A 17,201-nucleotide genomic window follows, 5' to 3' on the forward strand; every position below is an offset into this window, starting at 1 on the left:
TTGTTTATGTCCCAGCCCATAACACTTTTGGCCCTTAATGAAATCATCCGGGATACCCTCGAGATGCACCTGGAGCCTCAATATTGGGTCATTGCGGAAATCGCCCAACTGACCCATGCTTCCCAGGGGCATGGCTATATGGATCTGGTTGAAAAAAGCGGTAATAAAATAGCAGCAAAGGTCAGGGCCAATTGTTGGGCATTTACATTCAGGTCAGTAGCTGGAAAATTCAGTCAGGTCACCGGACAGCAGCTAAATTCCGGCATGAAAGTCCTCGCTTTAGTGTCAGTCACTTACCATGAACTCTATGGTTTAAGTCTGAACATCAAAGACATTGATCCAAACTATACCTTGGGCGAACGGGCCAGAAAAAAGCAGGAAGTTTTGGATCAGCTCAACAGAGAAGGCTTGCTCCAACTGAATAAAACATTAAACCTTCCAATTGTCCCCCAGAGGATTGCCATCATAAGCTCTTCCACAGCAGCTGGTTATGGTGATTTTGTAAACCAAATCGAAAATAACCGCTTTGGATACAAGGTTCACCATGAACTCTATCAGGCCACCTTACAGGGAAATGAAGCCGTTCCGACTCTCATCCGGGCATTCGAAAAAATCCAATCTGACCATGAGATATTTCAATTTGACGCAGTGCTTTTGATCAGAGGAGGCGGTGCCCAATTGGACCTGGACTGTTTCGATGAATTTGATCTAGCGGCAACCATTGCCAGGTGTTCCATCCCTGTGATTACTGGCATAGGCCATGAAAGAGATGAGACTGTGGCTGATCTCGTTGCCCATACCAGGATGAAAACCCCGACTGCAGCAGCAGAATTTATCCTTTCCGGGTTTCAGGAGTTTGAAGCCAACCTGATCCAATCTCTAAAGCAACTGGAAAGAAAAGCCAATGTAGCCATTCAACAGGAAAACCAACAGTTACATTCTTTGAAAAGTAGGTTGGAAGTTTCCGCCAAAACTTTGCTCCACCAACATAAGCAGTCCTTACTTTTCAAGGAAAATAGGCTACTCTCTCATTCCAGGCATAAAATATCCATGGAGCGCATTAAGTTGGACGCCATAAGTAAAAGTATTAGGGCCTCTTCTCACAACAACCTTCAAAAAGCAAGTGTACGCCTTTTACAACTTGAAAAAGAAATCAAAAACCTAAATCCGGCCAGTTTTTTTGAAAGAGGGTACACAAGAACTGAAGTAGACGGAGTGCCCATCCACAAAGCCAAATTGGAAGAAGGAAAGGAAATCGAAACCTATACATTGGATAAAAAAATTACCAGTACCATCAATAATATAAAAAATCATGGAGGATAAATCAATCAGCTACGACAAAGCAATGGCAAGAATAGAAGAAATCGTTGCCCTGCTGGAAAGCGGAGAAAAAGGAATGGATGAGCTTTCAGAAATGGTAAAAGAAGCTTCGTCTTTGGTGAAAATGTGCAGGGAAAAACTTCGAATGACTGAAGAAGACATTCAAAAAGCACTTTCTGAAGATTAGTTTATTCCTGATAAATCTATATTTTTGTCAAAAATTACCAAAATAAGGAACCACAGTACATTTTTATGTTTTATTTATGGATACTGCATGGTTTGGCACCTTTGTAGCTATGAAAAGTAAAACATGAAGGATCAGAGAATATGAAAACCAAACTATCCATACTTTTACTTGTATTTTTATTGTCCAGTATGGGGCTTATGGCCCAGAATTTTTACAAGGAAAGAATTCCGAAGACGGAAGTCTTGTCAATCGGAGTCGGGCCTTCATTTATTTATGCGGATAATGGAGGAACCTACAGAAATTTCAATTTCCCTTGGAATCCTGCAGCCTCCATCTCCTACACCAAGAGGTTTCACCCTCATTGGGGATTAAAAGCCACAGGAGGAGTGCAATGGATTGAAAGTGGCAACCGAAATCCATCTCAACGGGTTCAGGACCATTGGAATCTGTACGGAAGTGCATTTCAGTTCAATGGACATGCTTTTCACGCTGATGTAATGCCTCTTTTTTACTTGATACCTTATGTCAATCACATGAACCGTTCTTGGGTCAACCTATACGCTGGTTTAGGGCTTGGAATCATGCATGTAGAAAGACAGGAAGCTTTTTCATTGGAACCAGACGCCCAATTTAGAAGAGCCAATATCACAACCGGATATGTTCCATTCAGGGCCGGTATTAGCTTTAGGTTGGGAGATTTGTCCGACATTGCATTGGAAGGAACCATGTTGTTTACCTTTTCGGATAATTTAGATGGTAACGAAAACTTCAACAGGTTCGGAGACCATTTGGCACAAGCGCAGATCGTGTATAAAAGGTTTTTGGCAAAAAGGAAAAAGTAAACTTTTATCCAATCACCTGCAGAAACTTCCTTGGAATATTGACCATCACATTTTGGTGGATACCAGGTACACGGATAATGAAATAGTCTTTATTACCTTTGTTGACACATTCACCTTCCATACCTTCCAAAGGACCCCCTAATATCTTAACAATTTCACCTTTTTCGATTTCAGAATTGTCGGTTTCCACAGCTACTCCGGTTTCCAAAATCCGCTGAATGGTATCGATCTCTTCCTGCCTGACAGTTGCATGTTCTCCGGCAAAATGTACAAACTTCACCGCTCCTGGGACCTGTAAAGCTTCCCACAAATTGGGTCTGGCAATTTTCACAAAAAGATAACCGTTGAATAAAGCCTTCTGAACTTTTTTCTTTCTGTCAGACCACTGTCTCAGCTCCTCCACCATCGGAAGAAATACTTCTAAACCTTTTTCCCGAAGTCTCTGTGCTACTTTCTTCTCCGCCCTGGATGTGGTGTACATAACATGCCACTGCAACTCACTCATACTATTCTAAAATTTTGAAGGTCAAAAGTACAAATTTAAGCTGTATTATGCATTCAAACGCTTTTTTGGATGCCATAAAAAATAAAAACCCTTGAGATAAGACCTCAAGGGTTTAATCATTTAAAAACCACCAACCTTTATTTAATCATGCTATTTCATTTTACGAATCAACATGTTCAATTTATCTGCCATCAAATACATGACAGGTACAATCACTAACGTAAGGAACGTCGCAAAGGTTAACCCAAATATTACAGTCCATGCCATGGGTCCCCAAAATTCTGCATTGTCACCACCGACGAAGAACTGAGGGTCAAAGGAACTCAGCAAAGTACCGAAGTTGATATTCATCCCAATGGCCAATGGAATCAATCCCAGAACTGTGGTAATCGCCGTCAGCAATACCGGTCTCAACCTCGTCTTACCTCCTAAGATGATACTGTCCAGCAATTCATTGTACGGCAGGTATTCATCTTCAGGAGTATTGAGTTCTTCCCGTCTTCTCTCTCTGACCAAATTGGTATAATCGATCAATACGATGGCATTATTCACTACCACCCCTGCAAGGGAAATAATTCCGATCCCGGTCATAATGACTACAAAGTCCATGTTGAAAATCAAAAGGCCAAGGAATACGCCAATAGTACTCAGAACCACCGAAGCCATGATGATAAAAGGCGTGGTCACGGAGTTGAACTGTGCTACGATGATCAGAAATATCACGGAGACAGCTATGAACAATGCCCGCATCAGGAATGCAGTTGATTTTTCCTGCTCTTCCTGTTCCCCGGTAAACTTAACCGTGATGCCATCACTTTCCTCAAACTCAGACACTAAAGCTTTCAGCTGATCATTTATCTCAGTAGGGTTATAGCCATCTGTCACATTTGAAAACACGGTGATTACCTTATCCAAATCCTTCCTTTTGACAGATCCATAAGTAGAACCATATTCCAAATCAGCTACGGCAGAGATAGGAACTTCCTTTTTGTTGCCAAACTTGTCTCTGAAATTGATTTTTTTATTGATCAAAGAAGTAATGTCATATCGGTATTCATCCTTAAGCCTAAGCTGAATGGGGTAATCATCTTCTCCCTCTTTAAACTTGGATACTTCAAGGCCAAACAAAGCAGTTCTAAGCTCATTGGCAATGGTAGAGGTAGACAGACCAAAACGTCTTGCAGTTTCTCTGTTGATCTTCAACACCACCTCAGGGCTCCCCAATTCCAGGTCTGATTTCAGTTCCTCGATACCAGGTACATTGGCATTGGCAAGATACTCTCTAAGCCTATTGGTGTAGGTAATCAATTCCTCAAAATTTTCCCCGCTCACCTCAATATTGACAGCCTTTCCTACTGGAGGGCCATTTGTCTGTTTGTCCACAGTGGCCAGTACTCCTGGGTACTTCTCAACCAATTCACGGATTTCTTCCATGATTTTATTGGTGTTGATCCCCTGTCTAAATTGATATTCCAAGAAACTGATCGTCACTTTGGCTTTATGCGGAGTAGGTGTATTGCCCATACTTGACATCTGATCTCCGGTACCCTCTCCTACTTGCGTGATCACCGCCTCGATGATGTCTTCATAAGGTCTCAATACATCTGCGAGGTCATTTTCCATCTGCTTCATAAAAGCATTGGTAGCTTCTGTATCAGTACCGATCGGGTTTTCTATGAAAATATTGACAAGAGCAGGTTGGTTATCCGGAAAGAAAAGTACTTTTGGCGCTCTGATTCCCAATAAAACCACACTCAATACCAAAAGAAGTACTGTCCCTCCGAAAAAGAGGTACGGTTTTTTACCAATTAAAGCAAACTTCAAAGTCTTCTCGTACAACTCTTCCAGCCTTACCAAGAACACATTTTGAAACCACCTGATAGCTTTACGCATCACCAGGACATTGAATGCTGTAAGCAGAGATGCCAAGGCAAAGAGATTACCAAAAGTAATGGAACCTGCCAGATAGGAAATTCCGGCCATCACCATCAGAATGATCGCAATCATAAGAGGCTTTTTCTTAGGTCTTTCCTTTTCTACATCCTGTACCTTCATAAATAATGATGTCAAAACAGGATTGACTACCAAGGCTACAAACAATGAGGAAGAAAGTACGATAATCAAGGTGATGGGAAGGTATTTCATAAACTCCCCGATTAGATCATCCCAGAAAGCCAAAGGCATAAATGCCGCCAAAGTAGTGGCTGTAGAAGTAATGATAGGCCAAGCTACTTCACCTACACCCTCTTTGGCTGCTCTTATTGGTGATTTGCCTTCCTGCATCAATCGGTAAATGTTCTCCACCACCACAATACCGTTATCCACCAACATTCCCAAGGCCAAGATCAAGGCAAAAAGTACCATCAGGTTTAGCGTAATGCCAAAAGCATTGAGCACCAAGAAGGAGATGAACATAGAAAGTGGAATCGCAATACCCACGAAAAGGGCATTCCTGAATCCGAGGAAAAACATCAATACCAATACCACCAGAATCACCCCGAAAATGATGGAGTTCTCCAGGTCATTCACCTGAGAACGGGTTTGCTTGGATTGGTCATTGGTAATAGAAATCTCCAAATCCTCCGGAAAACGGTTTGCTTTGGCCTCGTCTATTATGACTTTGATTTTATCAGCAGCATCAAGCAGGTTTTCTCCACTCCTTTTTACCACATTGACGGTTACTACAGGTAATTTATTGCTTCTGGCATAACTGGTTCTTTCCTTGTAGGTATCCGAAACTTCAGCCACATCAGAGAGATAAACAATTTTGTTTTCCTCTGTCTTGATGATGATGTCATTGAGCTCGTCAGGATGATCAAATTCACCAGTAATTCTCAAGGATCTTCTAAACTCACCCGAAAGAAGGTTACCTCCTGAAATAGTAACATTTTCCTGTGAAACAGCATCCGAAATATCACTGAAGGCTACTCCCAGCGCTTCCATTTTGTAAATGTCTGCGTCTATCCGGATTTCTCTTTCCACTGTACCTCTCAGCTCAGCTTTGGATACTTCAGGAAGCTTTTCAATTTCATCCTCCAGGTATTCACCGAATTTCTTCAGTTCCTGCTCTGAATAATTTCCGGAAATATTGACATTCATGATCGGGAAATCAGAAGTGTTGATTTCCAGGACGTCCGGATCCCGGTCTAAGTCTGTGGGTAATTCACTTTTCGATTTGTCTACTGCATCTTTAACATCCTGCAATGCTTTAGTAATTTCTACTCCGGGATTGAATTCAATCACAACAGAGGAAAAATCCTGTACTGAGGTGGATTTGATGTTTTTGACATTATTGATCGACTTCAACTCCTTTTCTATGGGTCTGGTGATCAGATTTTCCATATCTATCGGAGAGTTGCCTGGATATGAGGTACCTACATACACCGTAGGAATGACGATTTCCGGGAAACTCTCTTTGGGCATGGTCCTGTAGGCCAACATCCCCAAGACAGAGATGATGAGTACCAAAATCACAACCGAGGTCTGATTATTGACTGATAAAGAACTCAGTCCAAACTCCCGTATGACTCCTTTTTTATTTTCCTGTATCTGACTCATATTTATTGCTGTGCAATGTTCACATTAAATCCATCACCTACTTCTCTGAAACCTTTGTCTACCAAAACTTCATTTCCGGATAGTCCATCTTTGATTTCTGTGATATCCCTGTAGGTCCTGCCTCTTTCCACATAGCGCTTCACACTGTGTCCATCCTCTACGACAAAGACATAATCTCCTCTTGTATCCTGCAAAATCAGGTAATTGGGGACAGTGACTGCATCTTCACTTTCATAATCTTTTATCCTCAATACTGAAATCATGTTAGGTTTTACATTCGCCATTCTAGGCAGGAATACCTCGACTTTAAAAGTCCTGTTGTTGGGATTGATGATGGCACCCACCGCAGACACTTTGGTCTTCAAAGTCTCATTGATGGAAGGGAAAGTGATTTCAACAGAATCTCCCCTACTTACCACCCCTATATACCTTTCAGAGACATCTGCTTCTATAAACAGGTCACTGTCTCCTACAAACTGAAACATCGGCGTGCCGGGCTGAACCAACTCTCCCAATCGGATAAGTACAGTCTCCACTGTTCCGCTAAATGGTGCGCGGATAACTGTTCTTGACTCTTGGGTTTTCAGTCCAGCAAGATTTTTCTCCAAGGTTTCTTTTCTGTTTTTGGCTTCCAAAAACTGCAGCTCAGTACCTATCTGTTGATTCCAAAGCCTTTCTTGTTTTTCAAAAATGGTAGATGCCAGTTCAAGCTGCTTTTCCACTTCCTCGATGTTTCGCTGAATGGATTCCGCATCTATTCTCGCTAAAGGCTGCCCAGCCTTTACCTGCATGCCTTCCACTGCCATTACTTCCTGTACCCTTCCGGATACCTCTCCGCTTATGCTTACATTCTTTTTGGAAAGTACCGATCCTGTTACCTCCACGAAGTGATCAAACTGGCCCAGTTTTGCTTCTTTGGTAGTGATCAAAATTGATTTTCTATTTTCTCTGGCAAAATCAGGATCCATCTCAGCGATATTCTTTTCGAGCTCTTCTATGGATACTCTCAAAGCAGCGGCTTCCTTCTTTTTGGATTCCAGTTCTTCTTTTTTGGCAGCAAGCTCATCTTTTTGCCCACAAGATGCCACCAACAAAATCAGGGCGGCTGTCAACAATTGAAAATAAGTTTTCATATATAGTCTATGTAAATTCTAAATTGATTGATTAAAGGATACCCAATGCTTTTTCCAGTTCCACTTTGGCGATCAAAGCATCATACAGGGCAGAGAAGTAATTGGTTTCTGCTTCTTTGAGGGCAGAATCTGCTTCTACCACCTCGAGGTTGGAACCAACGCCTTCCTGATACTTGATTTTGGTCATTTCGAATACTTCCAGGGCAAGCTCCCTATTCTCGGCCTGAACATTTAAAGTCCGAAGGGCATTTTGCAAAGTTATCTTAGCCTCAAAACGCTCTCTTTCAATATTTTCTTCTAAGAAAAACTTCTGATTCTCTAACTGCCGGATTTGAACCCTGTTTTGTTGGATTCTATAGCTCTTCTGTAATCCATCAAAAATTGGAATATTCATTCTGATACCTGCAAAGGAGGTGGAGAACCAACGATCGGTATCAAGAATAGTATTAAATTGCTGGGCTCCTGTTACCCTTTGGAAAGTGCCAAAAGCAGAAATATTAGGTATATACTGCACTTGGTTATTTTTCATATCCAGTTTGGCCAAATCCAAGTTGGTATTGAGCTGATCCATCTCGACTCTTCTATAACCAGTATTATTCAGTAAGGACTCAAGCTCCGAAAGTGAATGAATATCAGCAATCTTCTCTGATATCTCAACTTCATAATTGATAGGCATACCGATTTGAAGCTTTAGAAGCTGCTTGCTGATCTGCTCCGCAGCTTCAATCCTATCCAATTCAGTTTTAAGATTATTAAGCTGTACCTTCACACGGCTTACATCCAACTTCTCAGCAAAGCCTTCATTGAAAAGGGCCTCTGTTTCGGATAACAAAAGCTTTATCCTTTCCAGATTGGCTGATACCAACACTTTTCTTTCTTTATTGATCAATACTGTGAAGTATGCTTTTTTTGTTGCTTCAATGACATCAATCTCAGTTTTTTCCTTATCATATTCAGTCAAGGATTTTAGTGTTTTCGCTGCTTTGAGTCCTACAAAATAAGATCCGTTGAAAATCATCTGTTCCAGATTAAAGGTCAGCGAAGATTGATAATTTACTGCGAAAGGGATGACAGTGATATCATCTGGACCACTTCCCTGACCAGGAGCACCATTATCTCCACCAATTACTCCACCAGCTTCAGCCGGTAAGATTATCAATGGTGGCTGAAGGTTTTTTGTCAATTCGAAGTTGCCTGTAATCTGGGGTAGTCCAATAGCCCTGTTTTCTCCGATGACCCCTTTGGAAATCAAGACTTCCAATTGGGCATTCTTGGCTTCAACATTGTTTTCCAGCGCGAATTTGATACTTTCTTCCAATGATAAGTTCGCTGTTTGCTGTGCTTTAGCACTTGCCATCCCAGAAAGCATCAGCACAAAGAAGATTGCTGAAAGCTTGTTAATTGTGGTTTTCATGTTGTGCTGTGTTTTTTTGGTTTAGGTATGCTTCTTTTCCTTTTTCTGTAAAAATCCCGTAAAGAAAATGCTCGAAGATTTCCAGCTGCAAATCGACAATATTGTACTTGGCCGGGGGAAACTTGATCGGGTCAAAACTTAACATCATTTGTTCCAATCTCATCAGTCCCAAAATTTCACTGTTAATTTCCGGTCGGAAAAAGCCCTGCTTTTTCCCTTCTTCCAACAACTCGATGATTTCCTGAAGAACAAAATCGCGCTTAAAATTTTCAAACAACTGCCAGCTTTGAGGAAAATACCGCTGGATTTCATTTAAAACCATAGGGTTCAGATTGGCAAATCGCTCTCGCATATACCGGGAGAGCTGCACCAAGTGCTCAATCACTCCGATTTTGCTCTGAGGAAAACGTTCAACGTGGCACTTATCTTCCTGAATGGCTTTTTCAAAGGTTTCATACACCAACTGGTTCTTATCCGAAAATTCCTGATAAATAGTCTTTTTCGATACTCCTGCCTGCCTGGCAATGTCATCCATGGTAACCGACCTTACCCCAAAGCGCATAAATTGCTCTGTCGCTGTTTCGATAATTTTCTCTCTGGTCTCCAATTCATCTATATTTTGGATGCAAAACTCAGGAAACTTTTTAAAAGTTCAAAGTTTCCTGAGTTTTTTAAGAAATTTTTTTAATCATTAATTCACTTCAATCAAACTAAATACCGAACCAGTGTCCGATTTCGTCCAAATCAGAATTTTATTTGTTCAATACCGAACAGTCTCAAAGATAATTGGACATCCAAAAGAATTTGTAAGATTAAAAACCATAGCTTTGTAATTAGGACAAAGCCATTTCAATCAATATGGAATTTTTGGAAACTGGATTAGGTAGGTTGGCTTATGAAAGGCATGGATCAGGGCCTGAAGTCTTTCTGTTTTTTCATGGTTTTGGTCAAAACAGGAAAATCTACTATCCCTATTTATCTTTCAGGAAAGAAAATCAAAGCTTCCTTTTTATTGATATTTTTTATCATGGTGAAAGCAGCTGGAATTCCGTTTCCAACAAGTTGACCAAAGAAGAATGGAGACTGATAATAGCCCATCTGATGGCCAAAGAATCATTCAAAGAGTTTCACTTGGTCGGCTATTCTATGGGAGGCAAATTCAGCCTGATCTGTATGGAGCTTTTTCCCAATTATGCCAAGTCTCTTTTACTCATGGCTCCAGATGGGATCAAAACCGGGTTTTGGTACAATATGGCCACTTTCCCCGGAATGCTTAACAGGCTTTTTAAACATGTGGTATTTCATCCGGAAAGATTTTTCAAGACCATTGATTTGCTTTACAAGCTCGGCCTTTTACAAAACAGCTTGGTCAAATTTGTAAAATCCCAAATGCAGACCCGCACAAAAAGGGCCCAGGTCTACTTCACCTGGAATGTGTTCAAGCCTTTACAGCCGGACTTAGGTCAAATAATTAAAATGATACGCCTTCACGAACAGCCTGTAGTATTGGTGACCGGGAAATTTGACAAAATGGTGACTTCTGAAAATCTAAACAGGTTCAGCTCAAAAATCCCCCAACTCCAAAATATAGAATTGGAAAGTGGACACAACAGCCTTGTAGAAGACACATTGGCCTATTTGCAAAAATCAGAGAACATAGGATTTTTTCATTTGAATATGTAAATTCACTGAAAATCAACCCATTAAAAAACCAGCAGGAAATCTTCTGCTGGTTTTTCTGATCAAATTATAATATGATCCTTAAATCTTCTCTATCTGAATTTACGATTTACGAAATACGATTTACGAGGCCTCCTCAATTACAATACCCTTCTTATTTATTTAAACCTATCTTGAGTCTTGCGTCTAGTATCTAGTGTCTCGAATCTCACGTCTCACATCTCGTCTCTCGCTTTTCATCTCATTTTCTATTTTTATTACCTTGATTCAGACCTTCGAGGTTTTAAAAACCTCAAAGGTCCCAGACACCAATCTTGTGTCTAGTTTCTAGTGTCTCATTTCTCACGTCTCATCAAAACATCGGAAATTCCTTTTCCAGTCCTTTAAATTGGTCTATCATTTCCCATTTAGGCCTATAATAAGTACTAATCATTCTGGAAGAAACATTGCCATTGATCAGAAAATTGATTGCTGAAGCAAACCTGGCTTCTTCCGCATCTCCCCAGTTTCTGGCAAGATCATCTCCCACAAGAGTGTTGGGCCTAAAACCCTCAAAGAAGTCAGCCTCTCCTCTGGCATTCGCCAAAGAAAATGTAACAGGAACTACTTCCACATTATTTTCGACAAGTGTTCTGCTGAATGAAGAAAGAGGAAACTGTCCCACAGGTTTTCCATAGGTATTATCTCCGATAGTAACCACATTCATATAAGGCCTCAGGCTATTGATAAGCAATTCTGATGCAGAGGCAGACCCTCTTGATGTGATTACGACAATACGATCCAAACTAAGGCTGCCGGCTTTTCTAAAATTGGTAGTCCGGTTATTGGCAGATTGTCTTTCATTATATCGATATACATATGCAGGCTTTCCATCTGCACTGGCAGGTACTATGTAGTTCATGATCTGTAAAGCCACATCCACAGAACCTCCACCATTGTATCTAAGGTCTATGATCAACTCATCTATGCCTTCGGACATAAATTTCTCGAAAGAACTTTCCACCTCCAAACTCCTTGTTGGAGTTACATTAGGACTTGCCCTGAAGTTTTCATATACCCAGTACCCAATCTTTTTACCTTGAACTTCATAGACATCTTCAAATGCTACGGATTTTGCCGCAAAGGATTGCTTGGTAATTGTCCTGCTGGTTTCACTGCCATCAGGCAATTTGAACTTGAAAGTATTGGCCAATCCTACTTCATTTGGTCCTGTGTCAATACTATATCCTGTGGAGGTTCTAAATTCACTGATTGATTTTCCATTGATTTCAAGTATTTCCCAACCTCTTTGCCAACCATCCTGTCCAGCAGGGCCATTAGGGACAACAGAAGCGATAAACAACCTTTCATCCTGATCCATTCCCATCCTGAATCCATGAACGCCCGTTACTTGTCCGGTAAAAGCCGCCCTGAAAGCTTCTTGAGTAGTAATATAGGTCCAGCCTTGTCTGTCAAGACGGGTATACCTAAGCTGCTCTAAAAACTCCTGATTGCTCATCGTTCCCGAAAAATCGACATTGGTCGGCATATTCAGGTTCCAAAGATACCAATCACTCATTACATCATAAATGGCTTTATGAACTTCATTTTGGACTTTGCCCGGGTTGACATCATCATCCTCAGGATTACAGGAAACCAAAATCAGCGATATAGCCAAGACCAGGTTCCAAAGGGGAAAGCGGAATTTACTCATGTTCGAATATTAATTGTATTGATATAAACGTAATCAATGCTTTAATCAGTTCATATCAGGAAATCATACACCTTGACAGAGGCCCATTTTGAGGAGTTTTTCTCTATAAATGCAAGGTGCTTAGGGTCAACCTGATACTCATCCTGATCAGCAAGACTGTCAAAGAACAGCGTACAAGCTACCTGATAACTGTGATCTACTACATCTCTTGCTTCTGTAGGGGCAGGAGTACCTATGTAGAACTTGTCCACTGTTTTACATTTTCCAAGTTCTTTCGCTTCTTTGATAAAATCCTGGACATCTACCCCAGAATTTAACCAAAAGAAAACCTGATGAATCAATTTTTGTTTGCTGTTTTGTTGTGCCATAAGATTAATAGGTAAAGTGGCCGCTGCACCTGCAACGGTCAAGGTTTGTAGAAATTTTCTTCTTGATTTCATAGTGCTATCATTAAAGGCTTTAAATATAAAGATTTAAATTGCTTCCTAAAATTTTACTTAGCTCCATAAATAATGAAATTTAGAAAATTCGGAAAAACAGGGTGGGATGTGTCAGAGGTTGCTTTGGGAACATGGCAAGTTGGGGGTGGTTGGGGTGGCACTTTTGACCACAAAGCTGCATCCCAGATCATTCACACGGCTTTGGATCATGGTGTCAATTTTATAGATACAGCGGATGTCTATGATGCAGGACTCAGTGAGGCAGCTGTTGGAAAAGTAGTCAAAGAAAGATCTGAAAAAATATTTGTAGCAACAAAATGCGGTAGACAGATCAATCCACATATCAACGAAGGATATACACCGAAAGTACTCAGGGCATATGTGGAGGCCTCACTCAAAAATCTTGGGCTTGACACTATAGACCTGATTCAGCTGCATTGTCCTCCAAGTCCTGTTTATGAAAGAGAGGAGATTTTCGGGCTTTTTGAAGATTTGATCAGCGAAGGAAAAATACAGGCCATGGGCGTGAGTGTGGAAAAAGTAGCGGAAGCAAAGACTGCTATGAATTACGAGGTAGTGTCTAGTATTCAGATCATCTTTAACATGTTCAGGCATAAACCTGCAGAGGAACTTTTTGTATTACCTGATATCAAAAACTTCGGTATCATCGCAAGAGTACCTTTGGCCAGTGGACTTTTGACAGGAAAATTGACAGCTACTTCATCATTTGACAAAGAAGACCACAGAACTTTCAATAGGAAAGGAGAGGCTTTTGATAAGGGCGAAACATTCTCAGGGATAGATTATCAAAAAGGATTGGATGCAGTGGAGGAATTAAAAGACATCTATTCCGGAAATGAGAGTCTGGCCAAATGGGCAATCAAATGGGTGCTTATGTTCCCGGCAGTAAGCACTGTTATACCGGGTGCATCCAAAAGCTCACAGGTAATCAGCAATGTTGCTGCTATAGACCTTCTTGAAATCAGCCCGGAAAAAATGGCAAAAGTAAAGGCTGTTTACGACAAATATTTCAGAACCGAAATCCACCCGCAGTGGTAATTCTGTTTTTACATCAGCAAAATTAAGCATCAATGGAACTTGCTTCGAAAGTGCGGAAACGTGTTCTGATCATCACCTACTACTGGCCGCCCTCGGCAGGTTCCGGTGTACAGCGATGGCTGAAATTTGCAAAATACCTTCCCGAATTTGGTTGGGAACCTGTGATTTTCACCCCCGAAAATCCTGATTTTGATCTTCAGGATCAGAGTTTGGAACAAGAAATCGGGCCAGAAATAGAAGTTCTGAAATTCCCCATTTGGGAACCTTATGGGATTTTCAGATCTTTGAAAAGAGATAAAAAAAGCCAGCCTTCAAAAATTCTTGAAAAGGAAAACCCAACCTTGACAGACAAATTAGGGCTTTGGGCCAGAGCCAATCTGCTAGTGCCGGATCCAAGGGTATTTTGGGTGAAACCGGCAGTCAATTTTCTAAAAGATTTAATTGACAAAAACCAGTTCCATTGCATCATTACCACAGGACCGCCTCATAGCATGCACCTGATTGGTCTCAAGCTGAAGAAACTAACAGGTATTCCCTGGTTTGCCGATTTCAGAGATCCATGGAGCAAATGGGAGTTTCTTGACACCCTTCCGATGACAGATTTTGTCAGAAAAAAACACGAGCAATTGGAATTGAATGTATTAAAGGAAGCAGATGAAATATTGACCATCTCCCCTACTTTCCAAAATGAGTTCATCCAGATACACAATCGGAAGATCCAATTGCTGACCAATGGATTTGACTCTTCGGATTTTCCTGTTGATTTTTTCAAAAATCAGGATTTGAAAAGTGATGCACTGGAGATCCTTTACACAGGTGTCATTGATTCTATACGGAATCCAAGCCCATTTCTTCAGGCATTGAAACAATGCTTTGAAACATCTACTGATCAGGTAAAATTGCGCTTTGTGGGTAAGGTTTCCGATGAGGTAGTCAAATACGTAGAATCTGACTCCTGGCTCAATAAACATATAATTTTTGAAGGTTATGTCAGTCACAAAGAAGTCTTTGACTTTTATAAGCGATCACACCTGCTTTTGCTGATTTTGACAGATAGCAAAAACGCCAAAGGTAACATTCCCGGAAAATTATTTGAATATATGGCTACAGGTAGACCCATTATTGCCTTAGGAGATCCTACGGGGGACAGTGCGGAAATTCTGCAAAAAGCAGGTTCAGGCAGAGTATTTAAGCACCATGATTCAAAGGGAATCCGGGAATTTTTGGAGGAATTCAGATCCAAAAGTTCATTCGAACGATCTGATAAAATCAATTCCTACTCCAGAAAAAATCTCACAGCTGTTTTGGCAAAACTTCTTGATAATTATGAACATCCCATTTCTTGATCTTCAAAGAATCCCTGTAGATGTAAAAATAAAGCTGGAGAATAAATTCAGCTCCATGCTCCACTCCGGGGTTTTTTCGGGAGGAAAAGAAGTAGAAAATTTTGAAAAAAAGATGGCCCAAAGGTTAGACTGTCCTGATTTCCTTGCCTGTTCCAATGGAACAGATGCATTGGAAATAGCCTTAAGACTTTTGCAGATCGGGCCTGGTGATAAGGTTGCAGTTCCTGCATTGACCTGGGTCTCTACAGCCGAAGTAGTCAAAATATTAGGCGCTGATATAGTTTTTGTCGATACGGACCCAGATGGTCTAATAGATTTAGAAAAACTTCAAAAGACCACTTCAGACCAATTAAAAGCTGTAATCCCAGTACATCTTTACGGAAAAATGGTAGATATGGAAAAGCTTTGTTCATGGGCCAATAAAAATTCTGTCAAGGTTATTGAAGACAATGCCCAAGGATTCGGTTCTACTCTGTACGGAAAAGCTGCAGGAACTTGGGGAAATGTCGGCTGTTTCAGTTTTTACCCTACCAAAAATCTTGGGGCCTTGGGTGAGGCAGGAGGTTTGGTTCTAAAAGATCAAAACCTGCTAGAGCAGGCAAAGAGAATGATCAATCATGGCCAAAGTTCAAGGGATGTGCATGATATCATTGGTAAAAATGCCAGAATCGACAGTTTACAGGCGGCATTTTTAAATATATTTCTAGACCATTTTGATCATTGGCAATATTTGCGAAAAAACTATGCCCAAATCTATTTGGATAAATTATCAGGTCTTAGCGACTTGGCCTTGCCCAGTAATTGCCATGAAAGAAGCCATAATCTTCACCTCTTCACGATTCAAACTCCGGAAAGAGACAAACTCAAACCTTTCCTAAAACAAAAAGGGATAGGAACCGCAGTTCACTATCCCAAAATTATTCCAGAAATGGATCCTTATAAAGATGATGGAGATTATCCCGTTGCCAAAAGTATCAGTCAGCAAACGCTTTCACTTCCCTTGAATCCATTTTTAGATGAAAAAGAGGTAGTCTTTGTCTCCGATACAATCCGCAGGTTTTTCAATTCTTAGAAAATCTCCTTAGCAATCTTATATGTGGTATCCGCTTTACTCATAGTATAATAATGTAAAACCGGAGCACCGTTTTCTATAAGTTCCTTACTTTGCTTTATGGCCCATTCTATCCCGACCTGCTTGACATCTGCATTGGATTTACACTTTACCAATTCATCCAAAAGATCATCAGGAAGGTCCAGAAAGAAAGTCCTTGGCAACATGGTAATCTGACCTAAAGTAGTGATGGGCTTCAATCCCGGAATAATTGGAACCTCAATTCCGATCGCACGGACTTTGTCCACAAAATCAAAATACTTTTGATTGTCAAAAAACATTTGTGTAACGATGTATTCTGCACCTGCATCCACTTTTTCCTTCAAAAACTTAAGATCAAATTTCATACTAGGTGCCTCAAAATGCTTTTCGGGATAGCCTGCAACACCTACACAGAAATCCGTATGGAAGCTTGTTTCGGTTTCTTCATGCAGGTATTTCCCATTATTCATTCCAACTATCTGATTGACCAATCCAGTGGTATACTCATGACCGTCCGGTTCAGGGACAAACTTTCCTTCATTCTTGGGGGCATCTCCCCTTAGTGCCAATACATTTTGTACACCTATGAAATTCAGGTCGATCAGAGCATTCTCTGTTTCTTCCTTGGTAAAGCCTCCGCAGAGCAAATGAGGAACCGCCTCAACTTTAAACCTGTTCATAATGGCAGCACAAATCCCGACTGTTCCTGGTCTTTTCTTAGTACTCACTTTTTCCAAAAGCCCATTAGGATGCTTTTTGTAAATAAATTCTTCCCTGTGATATGTCACATCCACAAAAGGTGGATTAAATTCCATCAGAGGCTCAATTCCTTGCAAAAGATCATTCAAGCTCTGCCCTTTGAGCGGAGGAAGGATTTCAAATGAAAACAAAGGCTTTTTGGCGTCTTTGATATATTGGGTGATTTTCATGT

At 40.8% G+C, this 17,201-nt stretch carries 15 protein-coding genes; 7 read left to right on the top strand and 8 right to left on the bottom strand.

Annotated elements, in window-relative coordinates:
* The first annotated feature begins 6 nt into the window (after positions 1 to 6).
* The 3 genes from xseA to EGN73_RS16450 all read left to right on the top strand — a co-directional run bounded on the left by xseA (position 7) and on the right by EGN73_RS16450 (position 2,349).
* Complete coding sequence (gene xseA / locus EGN73_RS16440) at positions 7 to 1,323, top strand: exodeoxyribonuclease VII large subunit (protein ID WP_219292431.1); 1,317 nt, start codon at positions 7 to 9, stop codon at positions 1,321 to 1,323.
* Positions 1,313 to 1,507: an exodeoxyribonuclease VII small subunit gene (gene xseB, locus EGN73_RS16445; protein WP_219292434.1), complete on the top strand. Its 195-nt coding sequence runs from the start codon at positions 1,313 to 1,315 to the stop codon at positions 1,505 to 1,507. The genes xseA and xseB overlap by 11 nt, the downstream gene beginning before the upstream one ends.
* A 140-nt stretch (positions 1,508 to 1,647) precedes the next feature.
* Entirely contained in the window at positions 1,648 to 2,349 is a 702-nt protein-coding gene (locus EGN73_RS16450; RefSeq protein ID WP_219292437.1) for a hypothetical protein, read from the top strand.
* A gap of 4 nt (positions 2,350 to 2,353) precedes the next feature.
* Here EGN73_RS16450 and EGN73_RS16455 read toward each other — a convergent pair whose 3' ends face one another.
* The 5 genes from EGN73_RS16455 to EGN73_RS16475 form a co-directional block, all read right to left on the bottom strand.
* The gene (locus EGN73_RS16455; RefSeq protein WP_219292440.1) at positions 2,354 to 2,854 is read right to left on the bottom strand and encodes a UpxY family transcription antiterminator; all 501 of its coding nucleotides are present in this window, start codon (positions 2,852 to 2,854) and stop codon (positions 2,354 to 2,356) included.
* 150 nt (positions 2,855 to 3,004) lie between these two features.
* Positions 3,005 to 6,412, bottom strand: a complete 3,408-nt coding sequence (locus EGN73_RS16460) for an efflux RND transporter permease subunit (RefSeq protein ID WP_219292443.1) — start codon at positions 6,410 to 6,412, stop codon at positions 3,005 to 3,007.
* Between the two features lie 2 nt (positions 6,413 to 6,414).
* Positions 6,415 to 7,545 (bottom strand): efflux RND transporter periplasmic adaptor subunit, encoded by a 1,131-nt coding sequence (locus EGN73_RS16465; protein WP_219292445.1) that lies wholly within the window; start codon positions 7,543 to 7,545, stop codon positions 6,415 to 6,417.
* 31 nt (positions 7,546 to 7,576) lie between these two features.
* Positions 7,577 to 8,959, bottom strand: a complete 1,383-nt coding sequence (locus EGN73_RS16470; RefSeq protein WP_219292448.1) for a TolC family protein — start codon at positions 8,957 to 8,959, stop codon at positions 7,577 to 7,579.
* A complete protein-coding gene (locus EGN73_RS16475; RefSeq protein ID WP_219292450.1) occupies positions 8,943 to 9,566 on the bottom strand; it encodes a TetR/AcrR family transcriptional regulator in 624 nt (207 codons plus the stop codon). Before EGN73_RS16475 ends, EGN73_RS16470 begins: the two co-directional genes overlap by 17 nt.
* Before the next feature lie 251 nt (positions 9,567 to 9,817).
* On the opposite strand from EGN73_RS16475, the gene EGN73_RS16480 reads away from it, so the two are divergent.
* Positions 9,818 to 10,642 carry an alpha/beta fold hydrolase gene (locus tag EGN73_RS16480; RefSeq protein ID WP_219292452.1) on the top strand — a complete coding sequence of 275 codons (825 nt, stop codon included), beginning with the start codon at positions 9,818 to 9,820 and terminating at the stop codon, positions 10,640 to 10,642.
* 349 nt (positions 10,643 to 10,991) lie between these two features.
* Here the strand turns inward: EGN73_RS16480 and EGN73_RS16485 are convergent, their stop codons facing one another.
* Together EGN73_RS16485 and EGN73_RS16490 are read right to left on the bottom strand one after the other, a co-directional pair.
* Positions 10,992 to 12,332 carry a S41 family peptidase gene (locus tag EGN73_RS16485; protein ID WP_219292454.1) on the bottom strand — a complete coding sequence of 447 codons (1,341 nt, stop codon included), beginning with the start codon at positions 12,330 to 12,332 and terminating at the stop codon, positions 10,992 to 10,994.
* Between the two features lie 50 nt (positions 12,333 to 12,382).
* Complete coding sequence (locus EGN73_RS16490; protein ID WP_219292456.1) at positions 12,383 to 12,772, bottom strand: Dabb family protein; 390 nt, start codon at positions 12,770 to 12,772, stop codon at positions 12,383 to 12,385.
* A 72-nt stretch (positions 12,773 to 12,844) separates the two neighbouring features.
* Here EGN73_RS16490 and EGN73_RS16495 point away from each other — a divergent pair, with 72 nt between their 5' ends.
* Genes EGN73_RS16495 through EGN73_RS16505 form a run of 3 tightly spaced genes read left to right on the top strand, consistent with a single transcriptional unit; the run spans position 12,845 to position 16,249 of the window.
* Complete coding sequence (locus tag EGN73_RS16495) at positions 12,845 to 13,831, top strand: aldo/keto reductase (RefSeq protein ID WP_219292458.1); 987 nt, start codon at positions 12,845 to 12,847, stop codon at positions 13,829 to 13,831.
* Between the two features lie 32 nt (positions 13,832 to 13,863).
* On the top strand, positions 13,864 to 15,177 hold the full coding sequence (locus EGN73_RS16500; RefSeq protein ID WP_219292460.1) for a glycosyltransferase family 4 protein: 1,314 nt from the start codon (positions 13,864 to 13,866) through the stop codon (positions 15,175 to 15,177).
* Positions 15,158 to 16,249, top strand: a complete 1,092-nt coding sequence (locus EGN73_RS16505) for a DegT/DnrJ/EryC1/StrS family aminotransferase (RefSeq protein ID WP_246611630.1) — start codon at positions 15,158 to 15,160, stop codon at positions 16,247 to 16,249. The genes EGN73_RS16500 and EGN73_RS16505 overlap by 20 nt, the downstream gene beginning before the upstream one ends.
* On the opposite strand, the gene metF is transcribed toward EGN73_RS16505, so the two are convergent.
* On the bottom strand, positions 16,246 to 17,199 hold the full coding sequence (gene metF, locus EGN73_RS16510) for a methylenetetrahydrofolate reductase [NAD(P)H] (protein ID WP_219292462.1): 954 nt from the start codon (positions 17,197 to 17,199) through the stop codon (positions 16,246 to 16,248). The genes EGN73_RS16505 and metF overlap by 4 nt on opposite strands.
* Positions 17,200 to 17,201 lie beyond the last annotated feature (2 nt).

This window comes from Arthrospiribacter ruber (assembly GCF_019343195.1).
GTDB lineage: Bacteria > Bacteroidota > Bacteroidia > Cytophagales > Cyclobacteriaceae > Arthrospiribacter > Arthrospiribacter ruber.

Bases quoted from the DNA above. Each gene is read 5' to 3' on its own strand.
- EGN73_RS16450 (WP_219292437.1), top strand. From the start codon at position 1,648: ATGAAAACCAAACTATCCATACTTTTACTTGTATTTTTATTGTCCAGT.
- xseA (WP_219292431.1), top strand. From the start codon at position 7: ATGTCCCAGCCCATAACACTTTTGGCCCTTAATGAAATCATCCGGGAT.
- EGN73_RS16455 (WP_219292440.1), bottom strand. From the start codon at position 2,854: ATGAGTGAGTTGCAGTGGCATGTTATGTACACCACATCCAGGGCGGAG.
- EGN73_RS16470 (WP_219292448.1), bottom strand. From the start codon at position 8,959: ATGAAAACCACAATTAACAAGCTTTCAGCAATCTTCTTTGTGCTGATG.
- EGN73_RS16490 (WP_219292456.1), bottom strand. From the start codon at position 12,772: ATGAAATCAAGAAGAAAATTTCTACAAACCTTGACCGTTGCAGGTGCA.
- EGN73_RS16465 (WP_219292445.1), bottom strand. From the start codon at position 7,545: ATGAAAACTTATTTTCAATTGTTGACAGCCGCCCTGATTTTGTTGGTG.
- metF (WP_219292462.1), bottom strand. From the start codon at position 17,199: ATGAAAATCACCCAATATATCAAAGACGCCAAAAAGCCTTTGTTTTCA.
- EGN73_RS16500 (WP_219292460.1), top strand. From the start codon at position 13,864: ATGGAACTTGCTTCGAAAGTGCGGAAACGTGTTCTGATCATCACCTAC.
- xseB (WP_219292434.1), top strand. From the start codon at position 1,313: ATGGAGGATAAATCAATCAGCTACGACAAAGCAATGGCAAGAATAGAA.
- EGN73_RS16495 (WP_219292458.1), top strand. From the start codon at position 12,845: ATGAAATTTAGAAAATTCGGAAAAACAGGGTGGGATGTGTCAGAGGTT.
- EGN73_RS16505 (WP_246611630.1), top strand. From the start codon at position 15,158: ATGAACATCCCATTTCTTGATCTTCAAAGAATCCCTGTAGATGTAAAA.
- EGN73_RS16460 (WP_219292443.1), bottom strand. From the start codon at position 6,412: ATGAGTCAGATACAGGAAAATAAAAAAGGAGTCATACGGGAGTTTGGA.
- EGN73_RS16480 (WP_219292452.1), top strand. From the start codon at position 9,818: ATGGAATTTTTGGAAACTGGATTAGGTAGGTTGGCTTATGAAAGGCAT.
- EGN73_RS16485 (WP_219292454.1), bottom strand. From the start codon at position 12,332: ATGAGTAAATTCCGCTTTCCCCTTTGGAACCTGGTCTTGGCTATATCG.